Annotated in this window: 16 protein-coding genes and 1 tRNA gene; 4 read left to right on the forward strand and 13 right to left on the reverse strand. The window is 66.2% G+C overall.

What is annotated here, in order from left to right; all coding sequences use genetic code 11:
- Positions 1-236: 236 nt before the first annotated feature.
- Positions 237-1,301: an aldo/keto reductase gene (locus tag EDF56_RS17990; RefSeq protein ID WP_132389976.1), complete on the reverse strand. Its 1,065-nt coding sequence runs from the start codon at positions 1,299-1,301 to the stop codon at positions 237-239.
- A 143-nt stretch (positions 1,302-1,444) separates the two neighbouring features.
- Between EDF56_RS17990 and EDF56_RS17995 the strand changes: the two genes are divergently transcribed.
- On the forward strand, positions 1,445-2,590 hold the full coding sequence (locus EDF56_RS17995; protein WP_132389978.1) for an aminotransferase class I/II-fold pyridoxal phosphate-dependent enzyme: 1,146 nt from the start codon (positions 1,445-1,447) through the stop codon (positions 2,588-2,590).
- Positions 2,591-2,651: 61 nt separating this feature from the next.
- Positions 2,652-2,822, forward strand: coding sequence for a hypothetical protein (locus EDF56_RS26005; protein WP_165912241.1), 171 nt, complete (start codon positions 2,652-2,654; stop codon positions 2,820-2,822).
- A 51-nt stretch (positions 2,823-2,873) separates the two neighbouring features.
- Here EDF56_RS26005 and EDF56_RS18000 read toward each other — a convergent pair.
- From EDF56_RS18000 to EDF56_RS18020, 5 genes are all read right to left on the reverse strand, one after another.
- Positions 2,874-2,947, reverse strand: a tRNA-Gly gene (locus tag EDF56_RS18000).
- 176 nt (positions 2,948-3,123) lie between these two features.
- Positions 3,124-4,350 (reverse strand): alpha-galactosidase, encoded by a 1,227-nt coding sequence (locus EDF56_RS18005; protein ID WP_132389980.1) that lies wholly within the window; start codon positions 4,348-4,350, stop codon positions 3,124-3,126.
- Positions 4,351-4,372: 22 nt separating this feature from the next.
- Positions 4,373-6,814 (reverse strand): glycoside hydrolase family 3 protein, encoded by a 2,442-nt coding sequence (locus tag EDF56_RS18010; RefSeq protein ID WP_132389982.1) that lies wholly within the window; start codon positions 6,812-6,814, stop codon positions 4,373-4,375.
- 112 nt (positions 6,815-6,926) lie between these two features.
- Positions 6,927-8,462 carry a tryptophan halogenase family protein gene (locus EDF56_RS18015; RefSeq protein ID WP_132389984.1) on the reverse strand — a complete coding sequence of 512 codons (1,536 nt, stop codon included), beginning with the start codon at positions 8,460-8,462 and terminating at the stop codon, positions 6,927-6,929.
- Between the two features lie 97 nt (positions 8,463-8,559).
- Positions 8,560-11,685: a TonB-dependent receptor gene (locus tag EDF56_RS18020; RefSeq protein ID WP_132389986.1), complete on the reverse strand. Its 3,126-nt coding sequence runs from the start codon at positions 11,683-11,685 to the stop codon at positions 8,560-8,562.
- A gap of 213 nt (positions 11,686-11,898) precedes the next feature.
- Between EDF56_RS18020 and EDF56_RS18025 the strand changes: the two genes are divergently transcribed.
- A complete protein-coding gene (locus tag EDF56_RS18025; RefSeq protein ID WP_132389988.1) occupies positions 11,899-13,224 on the forward strand; it encodes an ROK family transcriptional regulator in 1,326 nt (441 codons plus the stop codon).
- 138 nt (positions 13,225-13,362) lie between these two features.
- Complete coding sequence (locus EDF56_RS18030) at positions 13,363-14,286, forward strand: ROK family protein (RefSeq protein ID WP_132389990.1); 924 nt, start codon at positions 13,363-13,365, stop codon at positions 14,284-14,286.
- A gap of 202 nt (positions 14,287-14,488) precedes the next feature.
- Here EDF56_RS18030 and EDF56_RS18035 read toward each other — a convergent pair whose 3' ends face one another.
- From EDF56_RS18035 to accD, 7 genes are all read right to left on the reverse strand, one after another.
- Positions 14,489-15,952 carry a carboxylesterase family protein gene (locus EDF56_RS18035; protein WP_243652673.1) on the reverse strand — a complete coding sequence of 488 codons (1,464 nt, stop codon included), beginning with the start codon at positions 15,950-15,952 and terminating at the stop codon, positions 14,489-14,491.
- Complete coding sequence (locus EDF56_RS18040) at positions 15,949-16,728, reverse strand: GDSL-type esterase/lipase family protein (RefSeq protein ID WP_243652674.1); 780 nt, start codon at positions 16,726-16,728, stop codon at positions 15,949-15,951. Before EDF56_RS18040 ends, EDF56_RS18035 begins: the two co-directional genes overlap by 4 nt.
- Positions 16,729-16,730: 2 nt before the next feature.
- Positions 16,731-20,135 carry a sugar-binding domain-containing protein gene (locus tag EDF56_RS18045; RefSeq protein WP_132389992.1) on the reverse strand — a complete coding sequence of 1,135 codons (3,405 nt, stop codon included), beginning with the start codon at positions 20,133-20,135 and terminating at the stop codon, positions 16,731-16,733.
- 426 nt (positions 20,136-20,561) lie between these two features.
- The gene (locus EDF56_RS18050; protein ID WP_132389994.1) at positions 20,562-21,509 is read right to left on the reverse strand and encodes an acetyl-CoA carboxylase carboxyltransferase subunit alpha; all 948 of its coding nucleotides are present in this window, start codon (positions 21,507-21,509) and stop codon (positions 20,562-20,564) included.
- Positions 21,510-21,541: 32 nt separating this feature from the next.
- Entirely contained in the window at positions 21,542-22,891 is a 1,350-nt protein-coding gene (gene accC / locus EDF56_RS18055; protein WP_132389996.1) for an acetyl-CoA carboxylase biotin carboxylase subunit, read from the reverse strand.
- Between the two features lie 13 nt (positions 22,892-22,904).
- The gene (accB, locus tag EDF56_RS18060; protein ID WP_132389998.1) at positions 22,905-23,357 is read right to left on the reverse strand and encodes an acetyl-CoA carboxylase biotin carboxyl carrier protein; all 453 of its coding nucleotides are present in this window, start codon (positions 23,355-23,357) and stop codon (positions 22,905-22,907) included.
- Entirely contained in the window at positions 23,354-24,202 is an 849-nt protein-coding gene (gene accD, locus EDF56_RS18065) for an acetyl-CoA carboxylase, carboxyltransferase subunit beta (protein WP_132390000.1), read from the reverse strand. The genes accB and accD overlap by 4 nt, the downstream gene beginning before the upstream one ends.
- Between the last annotated feature and the right edge of the window lie 269 nt (positions 24,203-24,471).

A 24,471-nucleotide genomic window follows, 5' to 3' on the forward strand; every position in this document is an offset into this window, starting at 1 on the left:
GACGACGACCCCCGCCACGAACCGCCCCGGTCCGCGCATGCATCGTCGCCATCAAAACGCGAGTGGCTGGCCGAGCGCGGTGCCGGATGTCAGCTCCAGCGCTTCGGGCAGCACCCGGAACGAACGGTTCACAGTGCCCGTTCCGGATGCCCAAGCTTATGGCACTTTGCGCGCGCGGAAAGCGTGAGCAAGATCACGCCCCCAATTTCACGCAGATCGGGCCTGCGCCGCTGCCGTCAGGCGCGCTTCTCCACGGTTACGCCGCCGGTCATGATGGTCTCGGCCGCGCCGCTCAGCATGTCCATCGGGAAGACCTTGGGCACCGCGCTGGCCGCATCGAGCCGGGCGAGATGGTCGTCCGAAAGCGTTACCTCCAGCGCGCCGAGATTGTCCTCCAACTGCGCCGGCGTGCGCGCGCCCAGCACCGGGGAATCGACGTCGGGATGCGCCAGCAGCCATGCGAGCGCGACTTGCGCGGGGGTGCAGCCGATCTCCTTCGCCACATCGGCGGTGACTTGCGCGATGGCCAGGTTCTGCTCGGTGAGCCGCCCGGTCGCCACATTGATCGCCTTGCGCGAACTCATCATCTCGCCGGCGGAAGCGGAGAGGTCTGCGCTGGTGTACTTGCCGGTCAGCACGCCGCCGCCCAGCGGCGACCACGGGCAGACACCGAAGCCCATCTCGCGGGCCATCGGGATCAGTTCGCGCTCGACCGTGCGCTCGATCAGGTTGTGCTGGATCTGAAGCGCGCAGAACTGCGTCCATCCGCGCACTTCGGCAATGGCCTGCATCCGGCTCGCCTGCCATGCCGGGGTGTCCGACAGGCCGGTGTAGAGCACTTTGCCTGCGCTCACGAGGTCGTCGAAGGCGCGCAGGATCTCGTCCACGGGCGTACGGAAATCCCACATGTGCAGGTAGAGCAGGTCGATCCAGTCGGTCTTCATCCGCTTTAGCGAGGCTTCGACCGAGCGCACCATGTTGCGCCGCGAATTGCCCGCCGCATTGGGATCGCCGGGGCTGGTGGTGATCGAATACTTGGTGGAGATCACCAGCCGTTCGCGCCGGTCGCCGACGATCTGGCCCAGCAGTCGCTCGGAGCCGCCCATCTGGCCGTAGAAATCGGCGGTATCGACGAAATTGCCGCCGCGCTCGACATAGATGTCGAGCATCCGCGCGGCTTCCTCGTCGGTGGAGCCCCATGCGCCCGGCCCCACGCCGAAAGTCATCGTGCCAAGACAGAGCGGGGAGACGCGCAGCCCCGAGCGGCCGAGCAGGCGGTAGTGATCGAGCTGGGTGGGCAAAATGTTGTCTCCTTTGTCGGCCTTGTGCCGCGTGCTTCTGCTCCCGGCCACATTACCGAGCCGCGCCTGCGGCCAAGGGCAAGCGGGATTGCCTAAGCCATCAGGTGTTTCCACCGGATGTGAAAATGCTCTAGCACGCGACCATGACCGTTCCGCAGCAGATCGCCGAAGTCGATCCCTTTCACGCCATGGCGATTGGCCGCCTTGCCTATGACCTTGCCGCCGAGGGCCGCGATGTCATTCACATGGAATATGGCCAGCCCTCGACCGGCGCGCCTGCCGCTGCGATTGCCGCCGCGCATGCGGTGCTGGACAGCGACCCGGGCGGCTACTGGGAAAGCACGGCGCTGCTCGAACGCATCGCGCGCCATTACGAAGAGGCCTACGGCGTCGCGGTCGACCGCGAGCAGGTGATCCTCACGTGCGGCGCGTCGCCGGCCTTCGTGCTGGCGCTCTCCAGCCTGTTCGTACCCGGCGCGCGCGTGGCGCTGGCCCGGCCCGGCTACGTCGCCTATCGCAACACGCTGAAGACGCTCTACCTCGAACCCGTGGAGATGCCCTGCGGTCCGGCCGAGCGCTATCAGGTCACCGCCGCCGCGCTCGACGCGCTCGATCCGGTGCCGGACGGGCTGATCCTTGCCAGCCCCGCCAACCCCACCGGCACCGTGATCGCGCCCGGGGAACTCGCCGCGATCGCCGAAGTCTGCCGCCGCAAGAACATCCGCGTGGTTTCGGACGAGATCTATCACGGCCTGACGTACGGCGATGCTGCGCAGTCAACGCTGCAGCATCTGCCCGAAGCGGTGATCGTCAATAGCTTCTCGAAATACTATTCGATGGCGGGCTGGCGGCTCGGCTGGCTGGTCGTGCCGCCACACTTGGTGGCCCCGGCGCGGGCGCGGATGAACAACCTGTTCCTGACGCCTTCGGTGCTGGCGCAGCACGCCGGCCTGATCGCCTTCGACGCGACGGAGGAGCTGGAAGGGCACCTGCACACGTACGCGCGCAACCGCGAACGCCTGCTCGCTGCACTGCCGCGCCTTGGCCTCAGCGAGATCGCCCCGCCCGACGGGGCTTTCTACATCTACGCGGATATCGGCCACCTGACCAACGACAGCCTGGCGTTCTGCCGCCAGCTCCTGAACGACACCGGCGTCGCGACGGCGCCGGGGATCGACTTCGACCCCGTCGACGGCCACCGCTATTTCCGCATGAGCTTCGCGGTTTCGACGCCGCTTATCGAGCAGGCCATCGAACGCATGGCGGACTGGTTCGCAGCGCGGCGTTGATTGCTCTCAGCCTCGCCATGACGTGTCCGAAGTGGTACCATCCGGGCCGGTAGGATGAGACATGGCCAGACCGCACTTCGACGACGAACTCGACGAGATCCGCAACCCCAGCTCAACCGAGCAGCGTCGGGCGAGATCGGACGTCGACCGCGAAATCCGTTCCGATATGAAATTCCTGCTGATCAGCCTTGCCGTGGTGCTGGGACTGGGCGGGCTCATTTTCTTCGCGTGAGGCCGCCACGCGACCAACGTTGGAGGTCGCTTGAATTTCGGATTTTTGCGGTGGAGCGGGTGAAGGGAATCGAACCCTCGTATTCAGCTTGGGAAGCTGCTGCTCTACCATTGAGCTACACCCGCACGCCGGCGCTTGGCCAGAGGCGAGCCATTGCCACGGGGACGGGCGGTCCGTCAATATGGCCCGCCGCATCAATTTGATCTGCAGGCCCGAAACGGCGCCAACAAAAAGCCCGGCTCAAAGGGATTGAGCCGGGCAAGGGTGGATTCCGATATGTGAGGGCGAGCGCCCGGGCCGGTCAGGGCGTCAAAGTCACCATGGCCACGCCGTGGGGTTCGACTTGCGCCGAATAGGCGCCCTTGAATGCGCCGAGATCGCGGTGAGCCCAAAGGTCCCGCAGCTTGAGCGACTGGCTGGCCGGATAGTCGAGCTGTGTCCAGTTCACCGTCAGCGAGACCGGCGTCTCCCCGCGATTGAACAGCAGTGCGGCGCGGCGGCCATCGGCGAGGGTGCGGACCCAGACTTCGCTGTTGCCGTCTTTCGCGACGCGGCGGCCTTGGCGGCCCAGCTTGTCCTGATCGACCGCAATGACGTCCTTGTTGAGCAGGATTGAGGCGGTGTCGGCGCTCATGTTCGACACGTCGTTGCCGGCGATCAGCGGCGAGGCCATCATCGCCCAGAGCGAGAAGTGGCTGCGGTATTCGGCCGTCGTCATGCCGCCGTTGCCGACTTCCAGCATGTCCGGATCGTTCCAGTGCCCCGGCGCGGCGAAGGGCCAGAGCGGCTCGTTGAGGTCGACGATATCGAGCATGCCCAGCGCATAGCCGTGCTTGCCGGACCACTTGTCGGTGATGTCGCCCGTGGTGCGCCAGATATTGCCGATCTTCGAGGCCCAGAGCCACGGCTTGTTGGTGCCCCATTCGCAGAGCGAAAGCAGCACGTCACGGCCGCTGGCCTTCAAGGCGTCTGACATCAGCGCATAGGCTTCCTCGGCATTGCGGGTGCCGGTGCTGCACCAGTCGTACTTGAGGTAATCGACGCCCCACGAGGCATAGGTGATCGCGTCCTGATACTCGTGGCCCTGGCTGCCCGGGCGGCCGCCGCAGGTCTTGGTGCCGGCGTCCGAATAGATGCCGAACTTCAGGCCCTTGGCATGGACATAGTCCGCCAGTGCCTTGATCCCCGAGGGGAAGGCCTTGGCATTGGCGGTGATGAAGCCCTTGGCGTCACGCTCGCCGTGCCAGCAATCGTCGATGACGAGGTAATTGTATCCCGCATCCCGCATGCCGGTGGAGACGATGGCATCCGCCGTTTCGCGGATCGTCTTTTCCGAGATGTTGCAGGCGAACTTGTTCCAGCTGTTCCACCCCATCGGCGGCGTCTGCGCGAGGCCGTTGGCCACGCGCGCCGGGTCCTGCGAGGGGGGCAGGCGGTTCTGGTCCACTTCCTCCGCCAGCGCCGGACGGGTGAGCGCCAGAGGGGCAAGGCTCAGGGCGAGCGCGACGAATTTCGCGAAACGCGACATGGTGAGCGTTCTCTCTTCGCGCTTACTTGGGGCAGATCGCGCCGGTGGGATCGGCGTCGAGCTTGACCGTGGCGATCGACAGCGTGAGCCCGGCATCGCCTTGCAGCACGAAGGGACGGGCAATGGCGTTCATGTTGGCGCCCGCCGCCGCGAAGCACGAGAGCGAGACCTTGACGCTGGACCATTGGCCGGGCGCGGCGGTGAAGACTTTGCCGCCGTCCACGAACGTGGTGCCCATGCCGAGCTTCGGCGCACTCGCGCCCTTGGCATCGATGCGATAATCGATGCGCAGGCTGAGCATGGCGTTGCTCTGGCGGCTGAGGTCCACTTGCGGGCCTTCGATGCGCACTTCGCCGGGGCCGGAGAAGGCAAGCTGGCGCGCGCCTTCCTGGGTGCCGCCGCCGTCGACGTTCTTCATTGCCACGGCGCCGCCGGTCGCGAGCTTCCATGGCGGCAGGATGCGGCCGGGCAGGAAGTAGACCGAGACGTTCGACAGCGAGGCGTCGAGCCCGGCCACTTCGCTCAACTGCGGGACCGCGGTGTGGTCCTTGTAAGTGAGGCCGTAGCCATAGGCGAACTGCGGGTCGTAGCCCGGTTGGCCGACATTGTTGGCGAACTGGCCCGCGTTCTTCGGCCACGAGTAGCTGAGCTTGCCGCGGAAGTCCTTGTTGGGCGTGCCGTCCTTCTTCGCGACGAGCACATCGGCAATGCCGGCGCCTTCGGAGCCGGGCAGGAAGGCTGCGACGAATGCGTCGGACTGGTTGATCTCGGGATTTACCCAGAGCGCGCGGCCGGAGAGGAACACGGTGACCACCGGAATGCCCTGCGCCTTCAGCGCCTTGAGCTGTGCCAGCGCCTGCTTGTCGCCCGGCTGGAATTCCAGCGTGGAGATATCGCCCACCATTTCGGCATAGGGCGTCTCGCCGAACACGACGACGGCAACGTCGGGCTTGGGGCCGGTGACCTTGCCGTCCGCGCTGAGCGTGGCACTGCCGCCCGCTGCCTCGATCGCGGACTTGAGGCCCGCCCAGATCGTGGTTGCGCCGGGGAAATCGGCATTGGTGTTGCCGGTGCCCTGCCACGAGAGCGTCCAGCCGCCCGATTGCAGGCCCACGTCATCGGCATGGGTGCCGGTGACGAGCACTTTCTGGCCCGGCTTGATCGGCAGCAGCGCGCCGTTGTTCTTGAGCAGCACCAGCGATTCCGAAACTGCCTGCCGCGCGACGGCGCGGTGCTCGGGAATGCCGAGCATCTGCTTCTGCTCAAAGGGGCGCGCGGGATCGAACAGGTTCAGCTTGAACTTCACGCGCAGGATGCGGCGCACCGCGTCGTCCACGCGGGCCATCGGGATCGTGCCGTCCTGAACTTGCTTCAGGGTGTTGTTGAACAGGTCCTTCCAGTCTCCCGGCACCATCGCCATGTCGAGACCGGCATTGAAGGTCTGCGGGCAATTGCCGTTGGTGCAGCCGGGGATCTGGCCATGCGCGTTCCAGTCGCCCACCACGAAGCCCTCGAAGCCGAGGCGGCCCTTCAGCACGTCGGTCAGCAGCGACTTGTTGCCGTGGTTCTTGACGCCGTTCCACGACGAGAAGCTGGCCATGACCGTCATCGCGCCGGCATCGATGCCGCTGACATAGCCGGGCGAGTGGATGGCGATCAGGTCCTTTTCGGAGATCTGCGCGTCGCCCTGGTCGATGCCGCCGTGGGTGCCGCCGTCGGCGAGGAAGTGCTTGATCGAGGCGGCGACATTGCCGTTCTGGATGCGGGCCTTGCCGGGCACGCCCTGAAGCCCGCGCACCATCGCGGCGGAATATTCGCGGGTGATCTCGGGGCGCTCCGAATAGCCTTCGTAGCTGCGGCCCCAGCGGTCATCCTGCGGCACGGTGACAGTGGGACCGAAGGCCCAGTCGAAGCCCGAGGCGGCGCTTTCGGCGGCGGTTACTTCGCCGATCTTCTCCATCAGCGCCGGATCGCGCATCGCGCCGAGGCCGACATTGTGCGGGAAGATCGTGGCGCCGAAGACGTTCGAATTGCCGTGGACCGAATCCATGCCGAAGATCACCGGAATCGGCACGTGGCCGGGGCGCTTCTCGATCGAGACCTGACGGAAGGCTTCGGCCGTGGCGATCCAGTCGCCCACGGGGCCACGGTCATTGCCCGAGAGCGGCGGATCGTTGCCACCGCCAAGGATCGAGCCGACCGGATATTCGCGCAGTTCTTCCGGCTTCATCGAGGCGATGCTGGGCTGAATCATCTGCCCGACTTTCTCGCGCACCGACATTTCGGCCATCATCTTGGTGATCTTCGCCTCGGTCTCCGGATCGACGAGGCCCACGCTCTTGCCCTGCGGCCAGAGTTCGGGGTGCGCGGTGGCGGCAGCCGGCAGCGGCGCGTCCGCGAGCGCGGCAGCCATCGGCACAGCCGCGCAGGACAGGGCGAGGAGGGAGGAAAGCGTCAGTCGCATCTGGTCTTCCTAGAGCATTTTCAAGTCGGGTGGGATCACCGAGCGATTCAGAAAATGCGGCAAACAAAGGTTAAATAGCGCAGGATCCGATTCAGTATGAACGGATCATGTTCTAGACGGGCACGGCCGCAGGCTGCGGCGAAGAGGGGGCGGCGCATGTGTCCGCAATGAAGTCTGCGTGAGGGCTGGCGAGCGCCACCGCACGGCCGATGGCTTCGCGTATTTGCCCGAAAGTCCCGGCCAGTTCCTCAGTGGAGAACTGGTCGGCCAGTGGATCGTGGCGCGGCGGCCAGATATCGAAACCGGCGAACATCGACAGCCAGCTTGGCGGCTGGAACGAATCCCATTCGAAGCGCGGCAGCTTGCCGGAGCCCTTGAAGGTGCGGATGCGCTGCGCCAGCGTTTCCGGCAGGTCGAGCGCGCGGCATTCCCGCCACATCGGCTCGTTCCGTTGCCCGCCCCAATAGTGCAGCAAAAGGAAGTCGCGGATGCGCGCGTATTCGAGCGCGGTGATACGGTTGAACTCGTCCGCCAGCGTGGGATCGAAATCGCGATCGGGGAAGTGGGCGAGCAGGCGCTCGATCCCGCTCTGGATCAGCACGATCGAGGTCGATTCCAGCGGTTCGAGGAAGCCCGCCGCAAGGCCGAGCGCGACGCAGTTCTTCTCCCATACACGCGTGCGGTGCCCGGTGCGGAAGCGCAGCATGTTGGGCTCGGCCAGTGCCTCGCCCTCAAGGTTGGTGATGAGCGTGGCGGTCGCCTCGTCGTCGGAGATGTGGCGGCTGGAATAGACGTAGCCATTGCCGACACGGTGCTGGAGCGGGATGCGCCACTGCCAGCCTGCGGGAAGCGCAGTGCTGCGGGTATAGGGCGTCAGTTCGTCGCCATGTGTGCAGGGCATGGCTACCGCGCGGTCGCACGGCAGCAGATGCGTCCAGTCCTCATAAGGGACTTCGAGCGTCTGGCCCAGCAGGAGGCTGCGGAAGCCCGAGCAGTCGATGAAAAGATCGGCGTCCAGCGTGCGTCCGTCGCTCAGCGAGACCGATGCAATGCGGCCGTTCTCGGTGTCCCGTTTGGCGCCGGAGATCGTGCCTTCGACATGCCGCACGCCCAGATCGTCCTGCGCGCGCTGCGACAGGAAGCGGGCGAAGAGGCCGGCGTCGAAATGGATCGCCCAGTCGAACACGCCAAGATCGTTGGCGGGCTGTTCGGGCGGCAGCAGCATCAGGTTGCGCATCGCCGCCTGCGTCGGCAGGCAATAGGCGGAAAGCGGCGTCTCGTCGCCCGCCATGCGGCGCTTGAGCCAGTACTGGTGGAACGGCACCGAGAAGGCGTCCACGCCGTAGCGGCCGAAGGGATGGAAGAAGCTGGTGCCCGGCGCGCGCCAGTCACGGAATTCGATGCCCAGCTTCACGGTGCCCTGCGACGCGCGCATGACTTCGGCCTCGGTCACGCCGATGGCCCTGAAGTAATCGCGGATCGCGGGAACGGTCGCCTCGCCCACGCCGACCGTGCGGATATCGGGGCTTTCGACCAGGGTGATTTCGATGGGAAGGCGGCGCAGGCGCGTCGCCAGCAGGTTGGCGGCCATCCATCCGGCGGTGCCGCCACCGACGATCAGGATGGAACGAATCGGTTCGTTTGCCATGGATTTGTCTCCCCGAGCGATTGCTAGCGCAAGCGCCCTGAAAAGGGGATCCCCCCGCCCGGAGGAGGAGTGGGCGGGGGGAAGGGGGAGGAGCGGGTTAGAACTTGACGCGAACGCCAGCCGTGTAACGACGCTCGAAGATGTTGTTGTAGGCCTTCTCGTCGGTCCAGGTCAGGTAGTACTTCTCGTACTCGCCGGTCAGGTTCGAACCCTGCGCATAGAGGGTCACGTTCGGCGTGACATCGTAGCTGACCGAAGCGTCGACGTAGTTGGTCGGCGCCTGGTAGAGTTCGAGGCCGGAGATACCGCCGAAGTCGGACTGCACCGCGCGCTTCGAGCGGTAGTTCCAGGCGACACGGGCCTGGAAGCGCGAGTCCTGGTAGAACACGGCGACGTTGGTCTGGATTTCCGAGTTGTCCTGGAACGGCACCTTGTTGCCGGCAAGATCCTTCTGGCCGGTGTCCGAAGGCGAATAGGTGAAGTTGGTGTCGACGCCGAAGTTCCGCAGGAAGTTGGGCATGAACCCAAGATCCAGGAACGAAAGCTTGGCGCCGGCTTCGATACCCTGAAGCGTGCCGCCCTCGCCCTGCACCGGAATGGTGATCGAGACCGTGCGGTTGCGCACCACGCCGTCGTTGTCGGGCAGGTCGTTGCGGACAGTGTTGCCGCTCTGGATGAAGCTCTCGACGTTGATGTGGAACGCGCCGAGGCTCAGCAGGCTGCCGCGCCCGATGTAGTATTCAAGCGAGGTTTCGACGTTGGTCGCGCGCCAGGGATCGAGCAGCGGGTTGCCGCTCTGGTTGCCGCCGGTCACGCGGAACACCGGAGTTCCGGGGATGCTGGTGTCGATCGCGTAGCCCGGCGTCAGACCGCCGCCCCACTGGTTGAGATCGAGCAGCGTCATCGTGCGCGAGAAGGCAAAGCGCAGCTTGAGGTTCTGCTGGAGATCGAAGGCGACGTTGAAGGCCGGCAGGATGTCGGTGAAGTCGCGCTTGGTCTCGATTGCGGCGCCCACTGCGTTGGCCATGCCATAAGGCTGCGGACCGGCGCTGCCGTACTGGGTGATGTCCAGCTTGGTGTTGATGACCTTGACGCCGCCGTTGCCGCTGAACGGCAGGCCGAACAGATCGCCGTGGAAGTCCATCTGGAAGTAGCCGGAGATCTGCTTGACGCCGACCGAGTACGACGCGCCGGGGTTCATGACCTCGACATTGCCCGGATAGAACCCGTTCTGGAAGGCCAGTGCGTTGTCCATCGTCTTGGGATCGAGAACGTACATGCTGGGCACGCCGGCGACACCGGGGTTGAACAGCTTGACGTTGCTGGCCAGCGTCGGGTCGCTGGCGGGGCGGGTGAGGCCGGCGGTGAAGTAACCGGAGGCATCGCCCGCGCTGCACGACTTGTCGCTCATCGGCACGTCGAACGCCTTCCACTTGACGAGGCAGCCGTTCGGATCGCTGGCGCCATTGCCGGCGTAGAGCGGTGCCGCGCGGTCGAATTCGTAGTCGGAAACCGAACGATCCGAATAGCGCGCGCCGAAGCTCAGCGTCAGGTCGGGCGAGGCTTCGTAGGAACCATCGGCGCGGATGACCTTGAGGTCGCCGTTGCGGCGGTAGTTACCCTCGGACGACATGGTCTTGAGCGCGTAGTCGTTGACGTCGCCCAGTTCGCTCACCAGCTGCGAAGGCAGGCTGATGCTCGGCTTGCTGCCGGTGAAGTCCACCGTGGCGGGCAGCGAGTTCAGGCCGGCGATCGTGTTGACCGTGAAGCCGTTCGGGTTGAACGCGCGGTCGCCGCCCAGCGAGGCCGGATAGTGGCCGATGCCGCCCGGCTGCCACTGCAGGCCGTTGGACATGCTGAACTGCAGGTAGCTCTGGTCGTAGTACTGGTGCGCCTTGCCATAGACGCCGCGCAGGGTGGCCTTGAACGGGCCGCCATTGTCGAACTTCAGCTCAAGGTTGTAGTTCTGCGACTGCGACTGATAGCGATCGTTCTGGGAGTAGGAATCGAAGTTACCCAGATCGTAGTTGTACACCTGCGTGGTGTTGATGTTGTAGGTCTTGTGGTCGTTCGGGTCGACATACGTCGCACCGGTATCGCGCGACTGGCCGGGGACGAACTCCGCCGCCTGCCAGTTGACGTTCTGCATCTGGAAGCCGGCGATGCGGTCGTGCTCGTCCTGCTTGGTGAAGAAGCCGTCGCCGGTCAGCGTCAGCGCGTCGTTGACCATCCACTGGAACGAACCGTTGATGCCCAGGCGCTGGCGCTCGTTGATCTTGTTCCAGCCGGTGAAGCCCTGCGGAACGATGAAGGCATCGGTGGCGGTGCCGTTGTCGTTGACGTCCACGCCGCCGGCCACGGGGGTACCGCGCGGGCGGAACGAGGGCGAGAAGCCGCCGTTGGAGGTGGCGTCGAGCGTGCCTTCGTTATGAAGCGCGGCGCCGTAGCCTTCCTGGATGCCGTTGTGCGAGTTGAACAGGCGCACGTCCGAATAGGCGGCCGACACCATCACGCCGAAGCGGTCGTTGTGCCAGGAGATCAGGCCGTTGAAGTTCGGGTCGAACTTGTGCTTGGTCTTGTCGCCGTAGGAACCTTCGGCGGCGGCTGCGAACGTGAAGCCTTCCTTGAGGTCGAACGGACGGCGCGTGCGCAGATTGACGGTGCCGGTGATGCCCGAGTTCAGCAGGCTCGCGGTGGTCGACTTGATGACGTCGGCGCCGGCGAAGAGCTGCGAGGGGATATCGTCGAAGTTCGGCTGCGTCGTGGTGATCGACTGCGCGCCGAGGTAAGTCTCGCCATTGAGCAGCGTGGTCACCTGCGGCAGGCCGCGGATGTTGATCGTCGAGCCTTCGCCGGCGCTGCGCAGGATCTGCACGCCGGGGATGCGCTGGAGCGAGTCCGAAATGGTGACGTCGGGCAGCTTGCCGATGTCCTGCGCGGAGATCGAATCGACCACCGAGGTAGCATCGCGCTTCAGGGCGACGGAACGCTCCTGCGAGCCGCGGATACCGGTGATGACGATTTCGTCACCGCCGCCGTTGGGCGTGCTGGACGGGGCGGTCTGAGGGGCGCCGGACGTGGTGTCGGCAACAGCAAGGCGGGTGGCGGCACCGGTGATGACGGGCGCTGCTTCCTGCGCGAATGCGGAATGTGCTGCACCCAGTGCAACGATCGACGTGGCTGTCAGCAGAACGCCACGATTCAGAAAACCAGGCTGAATCATACCCCCAAAACTCCTCTCCTCACACGCGCAGTTGGCGTGGTTCCCATTCTTCGGAAAAGGGCCGGTCGATTGTGTTCGTACCGCGTCCGCATTTCCCACGAGGGTTCTTGTGACTCGTGTTGATTTAAGCATCAGCCCAAACCCCCAAATGCGTCAACTTAAATTTTTTCTTTTTTGTTAGTTTGCGTGACAGAGTGGTTGTAATCACACACCATGAAAAAAGAGGATCGCACCCGAAAGACCGCGAAGCAGGCCGGAAAAAAGGCCGCTCCGGTTGCTGCTGAAACCACTGCGGAAGGCGGCATCGCCGACGCGGCGTCCGGAGAAGGTACCCGGCCCCAACCGGGGCGGCGGCTGGCCGTCTCGCTGTCCGGCACCAATCTGGCGCGGGCGAGCGACTACAACCAGCGCATCGTGCTCCAGGCGGTCCGCCTCGCGGGGGAGACGACACGCATTGCGCTCGCCAACCAGACCGGGCTGACCCCGCCGACCATCGCCAACATCACCACGCGACTGGAGGATATGGGCCTTGTCGCGCAAGTGGGGCGCAAGCACGGGGGGCGCGGTCAACCGGCGCTGCGGCTGGCGATCAATCCCGACGGCGCCTTCGCGATCGGCCTCAATGTCGACCGCGACCATATCACGCTGGTCACGCTCGATCTGGCGGGGGAAGTGCGCAGCCGGATCACGCGCGAGGTGCGCTTCGCGATGCCGGCCGACGTGGTGACGATCATCGCCGCCGACCTTGATAGGCTGCTGGCGGACGGCGGCGTGGACCGGGACCGCATTCTCGGCGTCGGCGTGGCACGTCCCGACGACCTTGGCGGCATTGCCCTGCCGCACAAACCAGCCGGCTACGAAAGCTGGAGCAAGGTCGATTTCTGCGATCTTTTGAAGGACGTGCTGCCCTGGCCGATCCACGTCGACAATGACGCGGCGGCGGCCGCTCTGGGCGAGGCGCAGGGCGTTGGCGGGCAGGACCGGCCAAGCTTCTTCTACCTGCTGATCAGCGCGGGTCTTGGCGGCGGCCCGGTGATCGACGGCAGCTATTACCGCGGCGCACGCCTGCGCAGCGGCGAGATCGGCCTTCTGCCCGATCCGGGCGGCGCGGAGCCGGGCGCGCTGGTGCAGGACACCGTCTCGCTTTCGGCCATCGAAGAGCGTCTGGAACTGGCCGGGCGCAAGCTGGAACGGCTGGAGGACCTGCTGGCGCTCGATCCGGTCATGGCGACCACGATCGACCAGTGGATCGCCGATGCCACCCGCGCGCTCACGGTGCCGCTGGTGGCGGTTTCGTGCCTGCTCGATCCCGATGCCATTCTGATCGGTGGGCGCCTGCCGCTGCCTCTGATCCAGCGCCTCTCCGCGCGGATCGAGGCGGCGCTGGGGCAAGTGCCGATGCCCAACCGGGTACCGGTCCAGCCCGCACAGATGGCGAGCGATGCCCCGGCCATCGGCGCGGCAATCCTGCCGCTCCTCGACCAGCTCCTGCCTTCCGATACGATCCTCATGCAGGCGGGGCGCACGCTCGAAATCTAAAAAAAAGAATTTGTCTTAATCAATCGACCTGCCATTATACGATCCTGGTAACATCAGGCGCCGCGCCCCTTGCGGGAAGCGCGGACGCGACTGGAGAGGGTCTATGCAACGCATGGCGCACATCGCGCGGGCAGCACTGTGACGCTGCGAATTGGCATCGATTTCGGCGGCACCAAGATCGAGGCGGCCGCTCTGGACGAGCAGGGGCAGGTGGTTCAACGCCTGCGCACCGAAACGCCCGCGCATTACGAACAGGCGCTGACCACGCTGCGCGACCTTGTCGCTTCGGTGGAAGGCCAACTCGGCCGCCGGGCCTGCGTCGGCATCGGCGCGCCGGGTTCGGAAGTGCAGGCGACCGGGCTGATGCGCAACGCCAACTCGGTCTACCTCAACGGCAGACCTTTCCGCGCGGACCTGAGGCAGGCGCTCGGCCGCGAAGTGCGGCTTGCCAATGACGCCAATTGCTTCGCTCTGTCCGAGGCGATCGACGGTGCCGCCGCCGGCAAGGCTTCGGTCTTCGGGCTGATTATCGGCACCGGGTGCGGCGGCGGACTGGTGATCGACCGCCGCGTCGTCAATGGCGCGCACGGGCTGGCGGGCGAAGTGGGCCACATGCCCTTGCCCAATCCGGAGCCGGACGAATTGCCCACGCCGCAATGCTGGTGCGGCCTGCGCGGATGCTTCGAATCGTGGGTTTCGGGCACCGGCTTCCGGCGCGCTTTCGTGGCGGAGACCGGGCGCGATCTCGATTCGCCGGCCATCGTGCAGGCGGCGCTGGCGGGTGACGAAGCGGCCGCGACTGCGCTCGAACGCTACCGCGACCGTCTGGCGCGCGGGCTGGCCGTGGTTGCGAACCTGTTCGATCCCGACGCCATCGTGCTGGGCGGAGGCATGTCGAACGTCGCGCCGATCTATGACGGGCTGGGCGAGGCCATCCGCGCGCTCAGCTTCTCGGGTGCATGGTCCGGAGACGTGGTGCAGGCCCGCTGGGGTGACAGCTCCGGCGTGCGCGGCGCGGCGTTGCTCTGGGATGTCGAGGAAGCGGCTGCGGCCGAAGTTTGAATATTTTCGCGCAAAGGCGCGAAGGCGCAAAGAGGTTGTGAGGCGCCGCAGGCATCTCTTTTCCGTCTGACGTGGCGATTTCGGCCGAGGTCAGACGGAAAAATGCGGCTTCGCCGCTAAAGCGACCTCTTCGCGCCTTTGCGCCTTTGCGCGAATCCTACTGATTGAGAAACGCCCTTAGCTCGGCAGCGCAACGAGACTGTCAGGGCACAGCGCGCAAGGCGCAGGTCCGGGCGGCCAGCCCCTCCACCTGTCGAGCCCCACTGGCGGCCAGTTCAAGACTGGTCCCGCGCGGCCCGAAACGCGGCCATTCGGGCAGCCCGGCACCGTTCGGATCGCCGGTCTGCGCGAAGTTCACCCAATAGGCTGCAAGCGGTGCGGCGGCGTCCGATGCGGCGCCGTCCTCGCCCAGCACGAAGCGGATTTCCGAGCCGTGAGTCACCGGCTTGTCGCCGGGTCCATCGATATCGAACTGATAGTGCCATGTCGCCGCGCCTGCCCGCGTGCGCTCGGCCGCGACATGGAGCGCGGGGCAGCGGAAGGTCAGGTCGTTGGCAAGTTGCAGGGCAAGGTCGGCAGGCGGCGTGCCGCCCGGCGCAAGGCCGTAAGCCGTCAGTGCGGCCTTGGCATTGCTGCCGAAGCCCTGCGCGATGGCGCGTTCGGGCGCGCCGTAGAGGCCCAGTTCGTGGAAGTTGTTGCCCAGGATCAGCGGCACGTCCTTGCCGACGCCGCGCGCCAGCGAGGTGGCCGGGGTTTCGGTCAGCACCACTCCGTCGACCACGGCCTGAAGCCAGATGAAGCTGTCATCGTCGAGGTTCGGGACATCGGCGTGCTCGCTCGCCTCGATCAGCGCCTTGCCCGGCAGCGCGCGCAGCTGCGCGGCGCTGGCATGGGGCGGGGCACCGGCGGCCGTGGCGATGATCTCGCCCAGCGCCTCGTTGTCCGCCAACGAGCGCGGGGGAAGGCCGAAGCCGGGCGTGCCGCTCTCCTCGATCGCCTTGCGGAACAGGCCCTTGCCGCCCGGAGACAGCAATTGCAGGCCCACGTCCTGCGCGCCGGCGGATTCGCCGAAGATCGTGACATTGGCAGGATCGCCGCCGAAGCGCGCCACATTGGCCTGGACCCAGCGCAGCGCCGCCTGCTGGTCCATCAGCCCGTAATTGCCCGAATGCGCGCCGAGCGCCGGATGCGACAGGAAGCCCAGTGCCGAAAGGCGGTATTGCGCACTCACCAACACCACGCCGCGCGCGACGACCGGCGAATCTCCGGGGCCGGGGCCCCCTCCGGCGCGGTTGCCGCCGCCGTGGATCCACACCATCACCGGCAGCGGCTTGGCCGGATGCAGCGCGGGCGTGGCGACATCGAGATAGAGGCAGTCTTCCGACTGGTTTGCCGCTGCCTCGCGGTTCCAGCCGTAGTCGATCTGGAGGCAGGCGGGCGCGGACCTGACGGTCTCGCGGATGCCCTGCCAGTGCTTCACCGGCTGCGGCGCGCGCCAGCGCAAGTCGCCCACCGGCGCCGCCGCGAAAGGAATGCCCCGGAACACCGCGCGGCCGTCCGCGCCGGTCTCGCCCCGGATCGTCCCGGTATCGACAGTGACGACCGGAGGCGCACCGGCTGCGGGCGCCGAAGACGCCAGCAGCAGTGCCGCGAGGGCAGCGCTCACGGGATCAGCGCGGCGGGAATCGGCCGGGCGGCAGGCTTGGCCAGCGCCGCCTTGAACGCCGCTTCGGCTACCTTGTTCATCACTTCGTAGCCGGCGACGGTGGGGTGCACATGGTCGGACGTCAGCCCATCGCGCGCGCCGAGGCCGGAGCCCTTCATCGCCGTCCAGTAGTCGGCATAGACCGACCCGGTCTTCGCCGCATAGCTCTTGAGCCAGGTGTTGAGCCGGACGATGCGCATGCCGGTTTCGAGACCCGGGCGCCACGGGAACTGGTCCGCCGGCGGGATCGAGGCGAGGATCACACGGATGCCGTGCGCCTGCGCGAGTTCCACCATCGAGCGGTAATTGCCCTGGATCTGGTCGTCGGTCATCGGGCCGGTGTTGCTGGCGATGTCGTTGGTGCCCGCCATGATCTGGACGACATCGGGCTTGAGGTCGATCACGTCCTGCCGGAAGCGCAGCAGCATCTGCGAGGTCGTCTGCCCGCCGATGCCGCGCCCGATCCGGCCCGGCGTGAAGAAGGCGCGGTCAAGATCGTACCAGCCCTGCGTGATCGAATCGCCCATCAGCACGATGCGCGGACGCGGCGCCTTGGCGGCGTCCACGGCATTGGCGTCGCGGTAGCGCGCAGTCCACGCCCAGTCGGTATGGAGCCGGTCCTCCGCCGCCTGCGCGCCGGGATTGACGGCGGCAGGGGCCGTGGCGGCCGGCTGCGCCATGGCCGAAGCCGGCAGCAGGATCGCGGAAAGGGCAACGCAGGCAAGATTACGCTTCAAGATCAATTCCTCACGGCAATGGTCTGGGCCGCGACGTTCCAGCCGCGCAGCTTGACCGACGGTGAACCGCCCGCGAGCGCGCTCGGCGCGGTGACCGTCACGGTGCGGGTCTCACCCGGCAGCAGCGAGACATAGTTGTCCGAGTAGTAGGCGGGAAGCACTTGCTTGCCCTTGGCATCGAACAGCGTGAGCTTGGTCTGGATCGCGGCGGTCTTGCCGGGATTGGTGAGGGTGACATCGATCCTGGTATCGCTGCCTTCGGTGCTGACCTTGGCCGCGCCGGTCAGCGGCACTTGCGCCATGGCGCTCAGCCCCTGAAGTGCCTCGTCGCTGGCGGCCTGCCAGTAGAAGTTGTCCGAAAGGCGCGCGCCCGCGCTGTCCTGCGCTTCCAGGCGGACCAGCACCGGACCCGAGGCCATCAGCGGCGCAAGGTCGAGCGTGAAGGCATCGTTCACCTTGCCCGCCACTGCGTCCACCTTGGCATCGCGGGTGGCAAGCGTCCGCCCGTCGAGCGCCTGCACGGTCGCCCGCACCGTCACGCCGGGCAGCGCCGCCGTGCGGTTGTTGACGAGGATCACCTTGTGATCGGGCAGGTTCATCTGCACGTGGACCGGCTCGGAAGCCTTCTTCATGCCGTAGAACGCACCGTGGGTGTCATAGTCGGACGAGAACACCTGCCATGCCGAGCTGGGCCATGCCGGCTGCGTCATCCACAGCATGCGGCCCGAATTCTCGGTCCAGAGCCCCGCATTCATGCCTTCGAAGATCGCGCGGTAGCTTTCGTATTCCAGCATCTGCGCCTTGCGCTCGAAGTCGGGCAGGCTGGTGGGCTTGCCGAATTCGCGGTCCATGGCATCGGTGAAGCTCTTCACCGCGCCGTTCCCGCTCTGATGCCAGTCGTGATAGGCCCAGGTGTCGCTGACCGGCCAGCGCTCGCTGGCCGGGATCACGCGCTCCCACGATTCCAGCGTCGGGAACGAGGGCGTACCGACTTCCACCGCGAAGCCCTTCGAATATTCGGTGAAGTACTTCTCCGGCTCACGCCAGTTGTAGGGCCCGGAATCGTGCAGGTTGATGCGGTTGGAAGAGGGCATGTAGAGCCGCGTGCCGTCCTGCGTGCGCAGCAGGTTTTCCAGCCCTTCGTTGAGGATCGGCTGCGGCACGCCCTCGTTGCGGCCGAACCACACCACGATCGAGGGATGGTTGCGGAAGCGGGCAACCACGTCCTTCGCATTGTCGAGGAACAGCGTCGGGTCCTGCGACTCGATGTTGTAGTCCTGCGTCGATTCCCAGAAATCGCTCATGACCATCAGGCCATATTCGTCGGCAAGGTCGAAGAAGCTCGCCTGCGTGTTCTGGCCCATCCAGTTGCGGATGATATTGACGTGGGCGTCCTGGTGCAGCTTGAAGAACGGCTCCAGATGCGCGCGATCGACGCGCTTCATGAAGTCGTCCATGCCCACCGAGCCACCGCGCGCGGCGATGCGCACGCCGTTGACGCGGATCACGAGGAAGGGCGAAAGCCCCTGATCCCCGGCAATCGGGGTGACGGCGGGCGACTTTTCGGCACCCGGCGCGAAGGAATAGGCCCAGCCGCCCGGCACTTGCCGGATCGCGTCATGACGCTGGTCGACGATCCGCTGGCCAAGGCTGCGCGCCTTTTCCATGTCCAGTGCAACGCGGTCGAGATGGCCGCTCTGGTCCACCAGCGAAATCTCGTAGGTCACCTGACGCATGCCGAAGCGCACGTCCTTGCTGTCCGACTGCTGGCCGTCGATCGCGGTCGAGATGTGGGCGGTGTGCAGGGCCGGATCGCCATAGCCGTTGGGCCACCACAGCTTCGGATTGTTCACGGCCAGCGCGGCATCGGTCTCGGGCGAGAAGCGCACGTCCACCGACTGGCGCGCGGGCACGGTCACGCTGCGCTCCACGGCCACGTCGTCGAACGCGGCGCGCACGGTGGCGGTGACGGCGCGGTCCGAAAGGTTGGCGACCGGCACGGTGATCTCGATATTGGCCACGCTGTTGTCCGCCTTGGGCAGCGTGGTGACGACTTGCGGGTCGCCGATGCGCGCGTCTCCGGTGGCGAGGAGCTGGACGTCCTGCCAGAGCCCGGTCTGGCGATCGCGGATGGTCGGGATCCAGTCCCAGCCTTCCGCCGCGCCGAAGGTGGGCCCGTCGAGCATCATCATGCCGCCATTTTCGCCGACGCCGGACGTCAGCGATTCCTCATGGGCAATGCCGGGGCGAGGTGGGGGCGAGACGCGCACGGCAATGGCATTGCGGCCGGGTTTCAGCAGCGGCGAAACGTCGAACTTGCCGCGCACGAAGGCGCCCTTGGTCGTGCCGACTTCGGTGCCGTTGACCCAGATCTGCGAGGCGTAGTTGACGCCGTTCAGCAGGAGTTCGAGGTGGCGGCCGGAGGCGCCGGCGGGCAGGTCGAACTCGGTGCGGTACCAGTAGTCCTGATGCGCCAGCTTCTCAGGGATGGCGAGGTTGTTGAGGCCGTGCGCCGGGTCGGGATAGACGCCGCGATCGACCAAGGTGGTCAGCACGGTGCCGGGGACGGTGGCCGCATACCACCGGGCATCGCCGAAGCCTGGGCGCGAGATCGTGGCGGCATCGCCGTTCACGTCGGGCGCGGCGGCGAGCGTCCACTTCTGGAGCGTCCACTTGCCCGCACCGTTTTCGGCGAGCGGGGTGACTTGCGGCACCGGCTTGGCGACCGGCTTGTCCGGCGCGGCGCCGCGCGGCAGTGTCGAGACCGGCTGCGGGGTGACCTGCCCCTGCATCTGGCGCACTTGCAGCGGCCAGCGCGGGCTGGTTTCGGCGAACTGCATCAGCGCGGGATTGGGCGGCGTTGCGGCGGCATGGCGCAAGTCGCCGGGCGAGGTCGCGCCCAGATCGAGGCGCAGACCGGCGAGGTGAGCGGCCGGGGCCGGTGCGACGCCGACCAGTAGGCGCGCGGGCTGGGTGGTGAGGGACTGCGCGAGCGTGGCGCCGGGCTTGCCGTCGACCAGGAGCGTCAGGCCCTTGGCCGTGTTGACCAGCGCGAAGTGGTGCCACTGGCCGCCGCGCAGGGCTGCGCCGCTTGCGGTCTGGCCGTTCGCGTTCAGTACCGGCGTGCTGCCGGTCACCGCGATCGAGGCCAGCGTGGTATTGCTATCCTTGCCGGCAAGGGTCGCCAGCGTGCCACCCTCATTGCTGTCCAGCGAGGCCCAGAAAGAGAGGGTCCAGTCGCCGGCGGGCATGGTGATGTCTTGCGACCAGACCGGGGAGGCGGGGATCACGGCGAGATCGAAAGGTCCGGCGACTTGTGCAGTTGCCGCCTGCGATGTCGCGATGACCGCCATTGCGCAGGCGCTCATCCATGCCGTGCGCGCGCGCAGTTTCGCCCCGTTGCTCATCCTCATCCCTTTCACGTGTCGCTTGCCCGGTCTTCGGGCTTCGGCCGCACCAAACACGTAGCCGAGGCAAAAGCCAAATGTTTTTATATAATCGGCTGCGGAGAATGGGGGGTTGGTTGGTTCTGGAGGGTGTTTGCCGAGCCTTGGGGCGAGCCTTGGGCCAGACCACTAGCTACCCGGCGACCCTAGCCCCTCCTCCGCTCGTCCTGAGCTTGTCGAAGGACGCTGGCGCTGCGCTGTGGTCCTTCGACAAGCTCAGGACGAGCGGAGATGGGGAGGTCGGGGAGGTTGGGGAGGTTGGGGAGGTTGGGTCGGGGAGAGGTCGGGAAAGGTTGGGCGAAATAAATCCGCAGACCCAAACGCAAACGGCGCGGAAAGAGCCTTGCCCTTTCCGCGCCGTGCGAAGTCTTGGATCGTAGCCCTACGTCAGGCGCGGCCGATCGCCAGGAAGCGTTCCTCGCGGCGGGCCAGCAGTTCGCTGGTCGGCAGGGCGCGGAGTGCGTCCAGTTCCTGCTCGATGGCGCCAAGCAGCGCCTGCGCGGCCTTGCCGGCATCGCGGTGCGCGCCGCCGGTCGGCTCGGGCACCACGCGCTCGATCACGCCGAGCGCAAGCAGATCCTGCGCCGTCACCTTCATCGCCTCGGCCGCGTCGGAGGCCTTGTCCGGCGTGCGCCAGAGGATCGACGAAGCGCCCTCGGGCGAGATCACCGAGTAGATCGAGTGTTCGAGCATCAGCACGCGGTCGGCCGCAGCCAGCGCCACCGCGCCGCCCGAGCCGCCCTCGCCGACGATGGCCGAAACCATCGGCACCGGCACGCCAAGGCAGGCCTCGATCGAACGGGCAATCGCTTCCGCCTGACCGCGTTCCTCGGCCTCGACGCCGGGGAAGGCACCGGCGGTATCGACCAGCGTGATCACCGGAAGGCCGAACTTGCCGGCCATTTCCATCAGGCGGATCGCCTTGCGATAGCCTTCGGGCTTGGCCATGCCGAAGTTGTGGCGGATGCGCGAAGTGGTGTCGGAACCCTTCTCGTGGCCGATCAGCATGACCTTGCGGCCGTTGAGCTTGGCCAGACCGCCGATGATCGCCTGATCTTCGCCATAGAGACGGTCACCGCCCAACGGCACGAACTCGGTAAAGCCGAGCGCGAGGTAGTCCACGAAGTGGGGACGCTGCGGATGGCGCGCCACTTGCGTCTTCTGCCAGGGCGAGAGCTTGGCGTAAGTACCGCTCAGCAGCGCCGCGCTCTTCTTTTCCAGACGGCCGATCTCGGACGCGATGTCGAGATCGCTGCCGCTGGCAGTCGCGCGCAGTTCGGCAATGCGCGCTTCCAGTTCGGCGATCGGCTTTTCGAATTCAAGAAACGAGATCATGCTCTATCCGTTCAGGTCTGTTGCAGCGCGCCTCAACCGGCGCGCTTCGCCAGCCACTCTTCCAGCCACTTGATGGTATAGTCGCCGCTCTGGAACTCGGGATCGTCCAGCAGCGCCTGATGCAGCGGGATCGAGGTCTTCACACCGTCGATCACCATTTCATCCAGCGCACGCTTCAGGCGCATGATCGCGCCCTTGCGGGTACGGCCCGAGACGATGAGCTTGCCGATCATCGAATCGTAGTAGGGCGGGATGCGGTAACCCGCATAGAGCCCCGAATCGACGCGCACGTTCATGCCGCCCGCCGCGTGGTAGGCGGTGACCTGACCCGGTGAAGGCGTGAAGTTCCACGGGTCTTCCGCGTTGATGCGGCACTCGATGGCGTGGCCCTTGAACTCGATCTCTTCCTGACGGAACGAAAGCGGGTTGCCCTCGGCCACGCGGATCTGTTCGCGCACGAGGTCGACGCCGGTGATGGCTTCGGTCACCGGATGCTCCACCTGCAGGCGGGTGTTCATCTCGATGAAGTAGAACTCACCGTTTTCCCACAGGAACTCGATGGTGCCGGCGCCGCGATAGGCCATGTCGGCCATGGCCTTGGCGACGATGCCGCCCATGCGGTCGCGCTCTTCGGGGGTGATGACCGGCGAAGGCGCTTCTTCCAGCACCTTCTGGTGGCGGCGCTGCAGCGAGCAGTCGCGCTCACCCAGATGCACCGCCTCGCCCTTGCCGTCCCCGAAGATCTGGAATTCGATGTGGCGCGGGTTGCCGAGGTACTTTTCCATGTAGACGGTGGCATCGCCGAAGGCGGCCTTCGCCTCCGAACGGGCCTGGCCCATCTGGCTTTCGAGTTCCTCGGCCGAGTTCACGACCTTCATGCCGCGGCCACCGCCGCCCGAAGCGGCCTTGATGATGACCGGGTAACCGATCGTCTCGGCCAGATCGCGCGCGACGGCGAAATCCTCGATCGCGCCGTCCGAACCCGGAACCAGCGGCAGGCCGAGGGCGCCAGCGGTGCGCTTGGCCTGCACCTTGTCGCCCATCGTGCGGATGTGCTCGGGCTTGGGGCCGACCCAGATCAGGCCATGCGCCTCGACGATCTCGGCGAACTGGGCGTTCTCCGAAAGGAAGCCGTAGCCGGGGTGGATCGCGTCGGCATGGGTGATCTCGGCCGCAGCGATGATCGCCGCGACATTGAGGTACGAATCCTTCGCCGCCGGCGGGCCGATGCAGACCGCATGGTCGGCAAGGCGCACGTGCATGGCTTCGGCATCGGCGGTCGAGTGGACCGCGACGGTTTCGATGCCCATCTCGCGCGCGGCGCGGTGGATGCGCAGCGCGATCTCGCCGCGGTTGGCAATCAGGAGGCGCTTGATGGCCATCAGATTATTGTCCTCAGGCGATCACGACGAGCGGCTGGTCGAATTCGACCGGCTGCTGGTTCTCGATGAGGATCGCCGTGATCGTGCCGCCCTTGGGCGCGACGATCTGGTTCATCACCTTCATGGCTTCGACGATCAGGAGGATGTCGCCGGCCTTGACCTGCTGACCCACGCTGATGAAGTTCGGGGCGCTGGGCTCCGGTGCGAGGTAGGCGGTGCCGACCATCGGCGACTTCACCGCATCGACCGGAGCGGCCGGAGCCACTTCGGCAACCGGAGCGGCGGCAGCCGGCGCAGCGGCGGGGGCGGCGTAAGGCATGGCCGGGGCGGCAGCAGCGAAGACCTGCTGCGCAACCTGGCGCGTGACCTTGATCTTGCGTTCGCCGTCCTCGACCTGGATTTCGGTCAGGCCGGTTTCAGCCAGGAGCTCGGCGAGCTCGCGTACCAGCGCGCTGTCGATGTTCACGCAACTTCCTTTCGTTCAAGATAACCGAGCAGCGAGGCCAGCGTGCCTTTGAGGTCCTTGCGGTGGACCACCATGTCCACCATGCCGTGGGCATGGAGGTACTCGGCGCGCTGGAAGCCGTCGGGGAGTTTCTCGCGGATCGTGTCCTGGATCACGCGCTGGCCGGCGAAGCCGATAAGGGCGCCGGGCTCTGCAATGTGGATATCGCCCAGCATCGCGTAGCTGGCGGTGACGCCGCCGGTGGTGGGATCCGTCAGGACGACGATATAGGGCAGACCCGCGCGCGCAAGGCGGCGGATCGCGACGGTCGCCTTGGGCATCTGCATGAGCGAGAGGATACCCTCCTGCATGCGTGCGCCGCCCGCGGCGGTGAAAATGACATAGCCGCAATTCTCGGCAATGGCGCGCTCGGCAGCTTCGACGAAGGCTTCGCCCACGGCCATGCCCATCGACCCGCCCATGAACGCGAAGTCCTGCACGCCGAGGACGACCTTGCGGCCCTCGATCGCGCCCAGCGCATTGGTCAGCGCATCGGGGAACACATTGGCGGCGCGAGCGGCCTTGAGGCGATCCGAATACTTCTTGGAATCGCGGAAATTGAGCGGGTTCTCCGGCACGCGCGGGGCGGCGAGAACGCCGTAACCGGCATCGAGCAACTGGTCGAAGCGCTGCTGCGCACCGATGCGGCCATGATATTGGCAGCGCGGACAGACCGAGAGGTTGTCCTCGAACTCCTTGGTGAAGAGCATCTCGCCGCAACCGGGACACTTGGTCCACAGGTTGTCGGGCGTGTCCCGCTTCTTCAGGTTCCCTAGGGAATTGCGTACTTTGCTAAGCCAACTCATGACCAACCCTTGCGTGAGACCCGAGCGGCCCGGTGATTTTCCGGGCTCATCTCGCGGCCGTCCGGAAGCCGTATGGAAACGCCGAATTCCGGCAGATCCTGCGACCGAACGATCCTTGCGGACGACAGACACCGTGCCGGTCTGCCGGCCCGTCGCCGAGCGCGGCAATACGCGGCAGATATGGGTAGATCAATCGCCTGCGCGAGGATGCTGGGACAAAAAGTGCCAGATCGGGGCACCGGGGTCCATGAAGCATAAGGGCTAAGGCC

The sequence above is a fragment of the Novosphingobium sp. PhB165 genome, from assembly GCF_004341845.1.
Taxonomy (GTDB): Bacteria; Pseudomonadota; Alphaproteobacteria; order Sphingomonadales; family Sphingomonadaceae; genus Novosphingobium.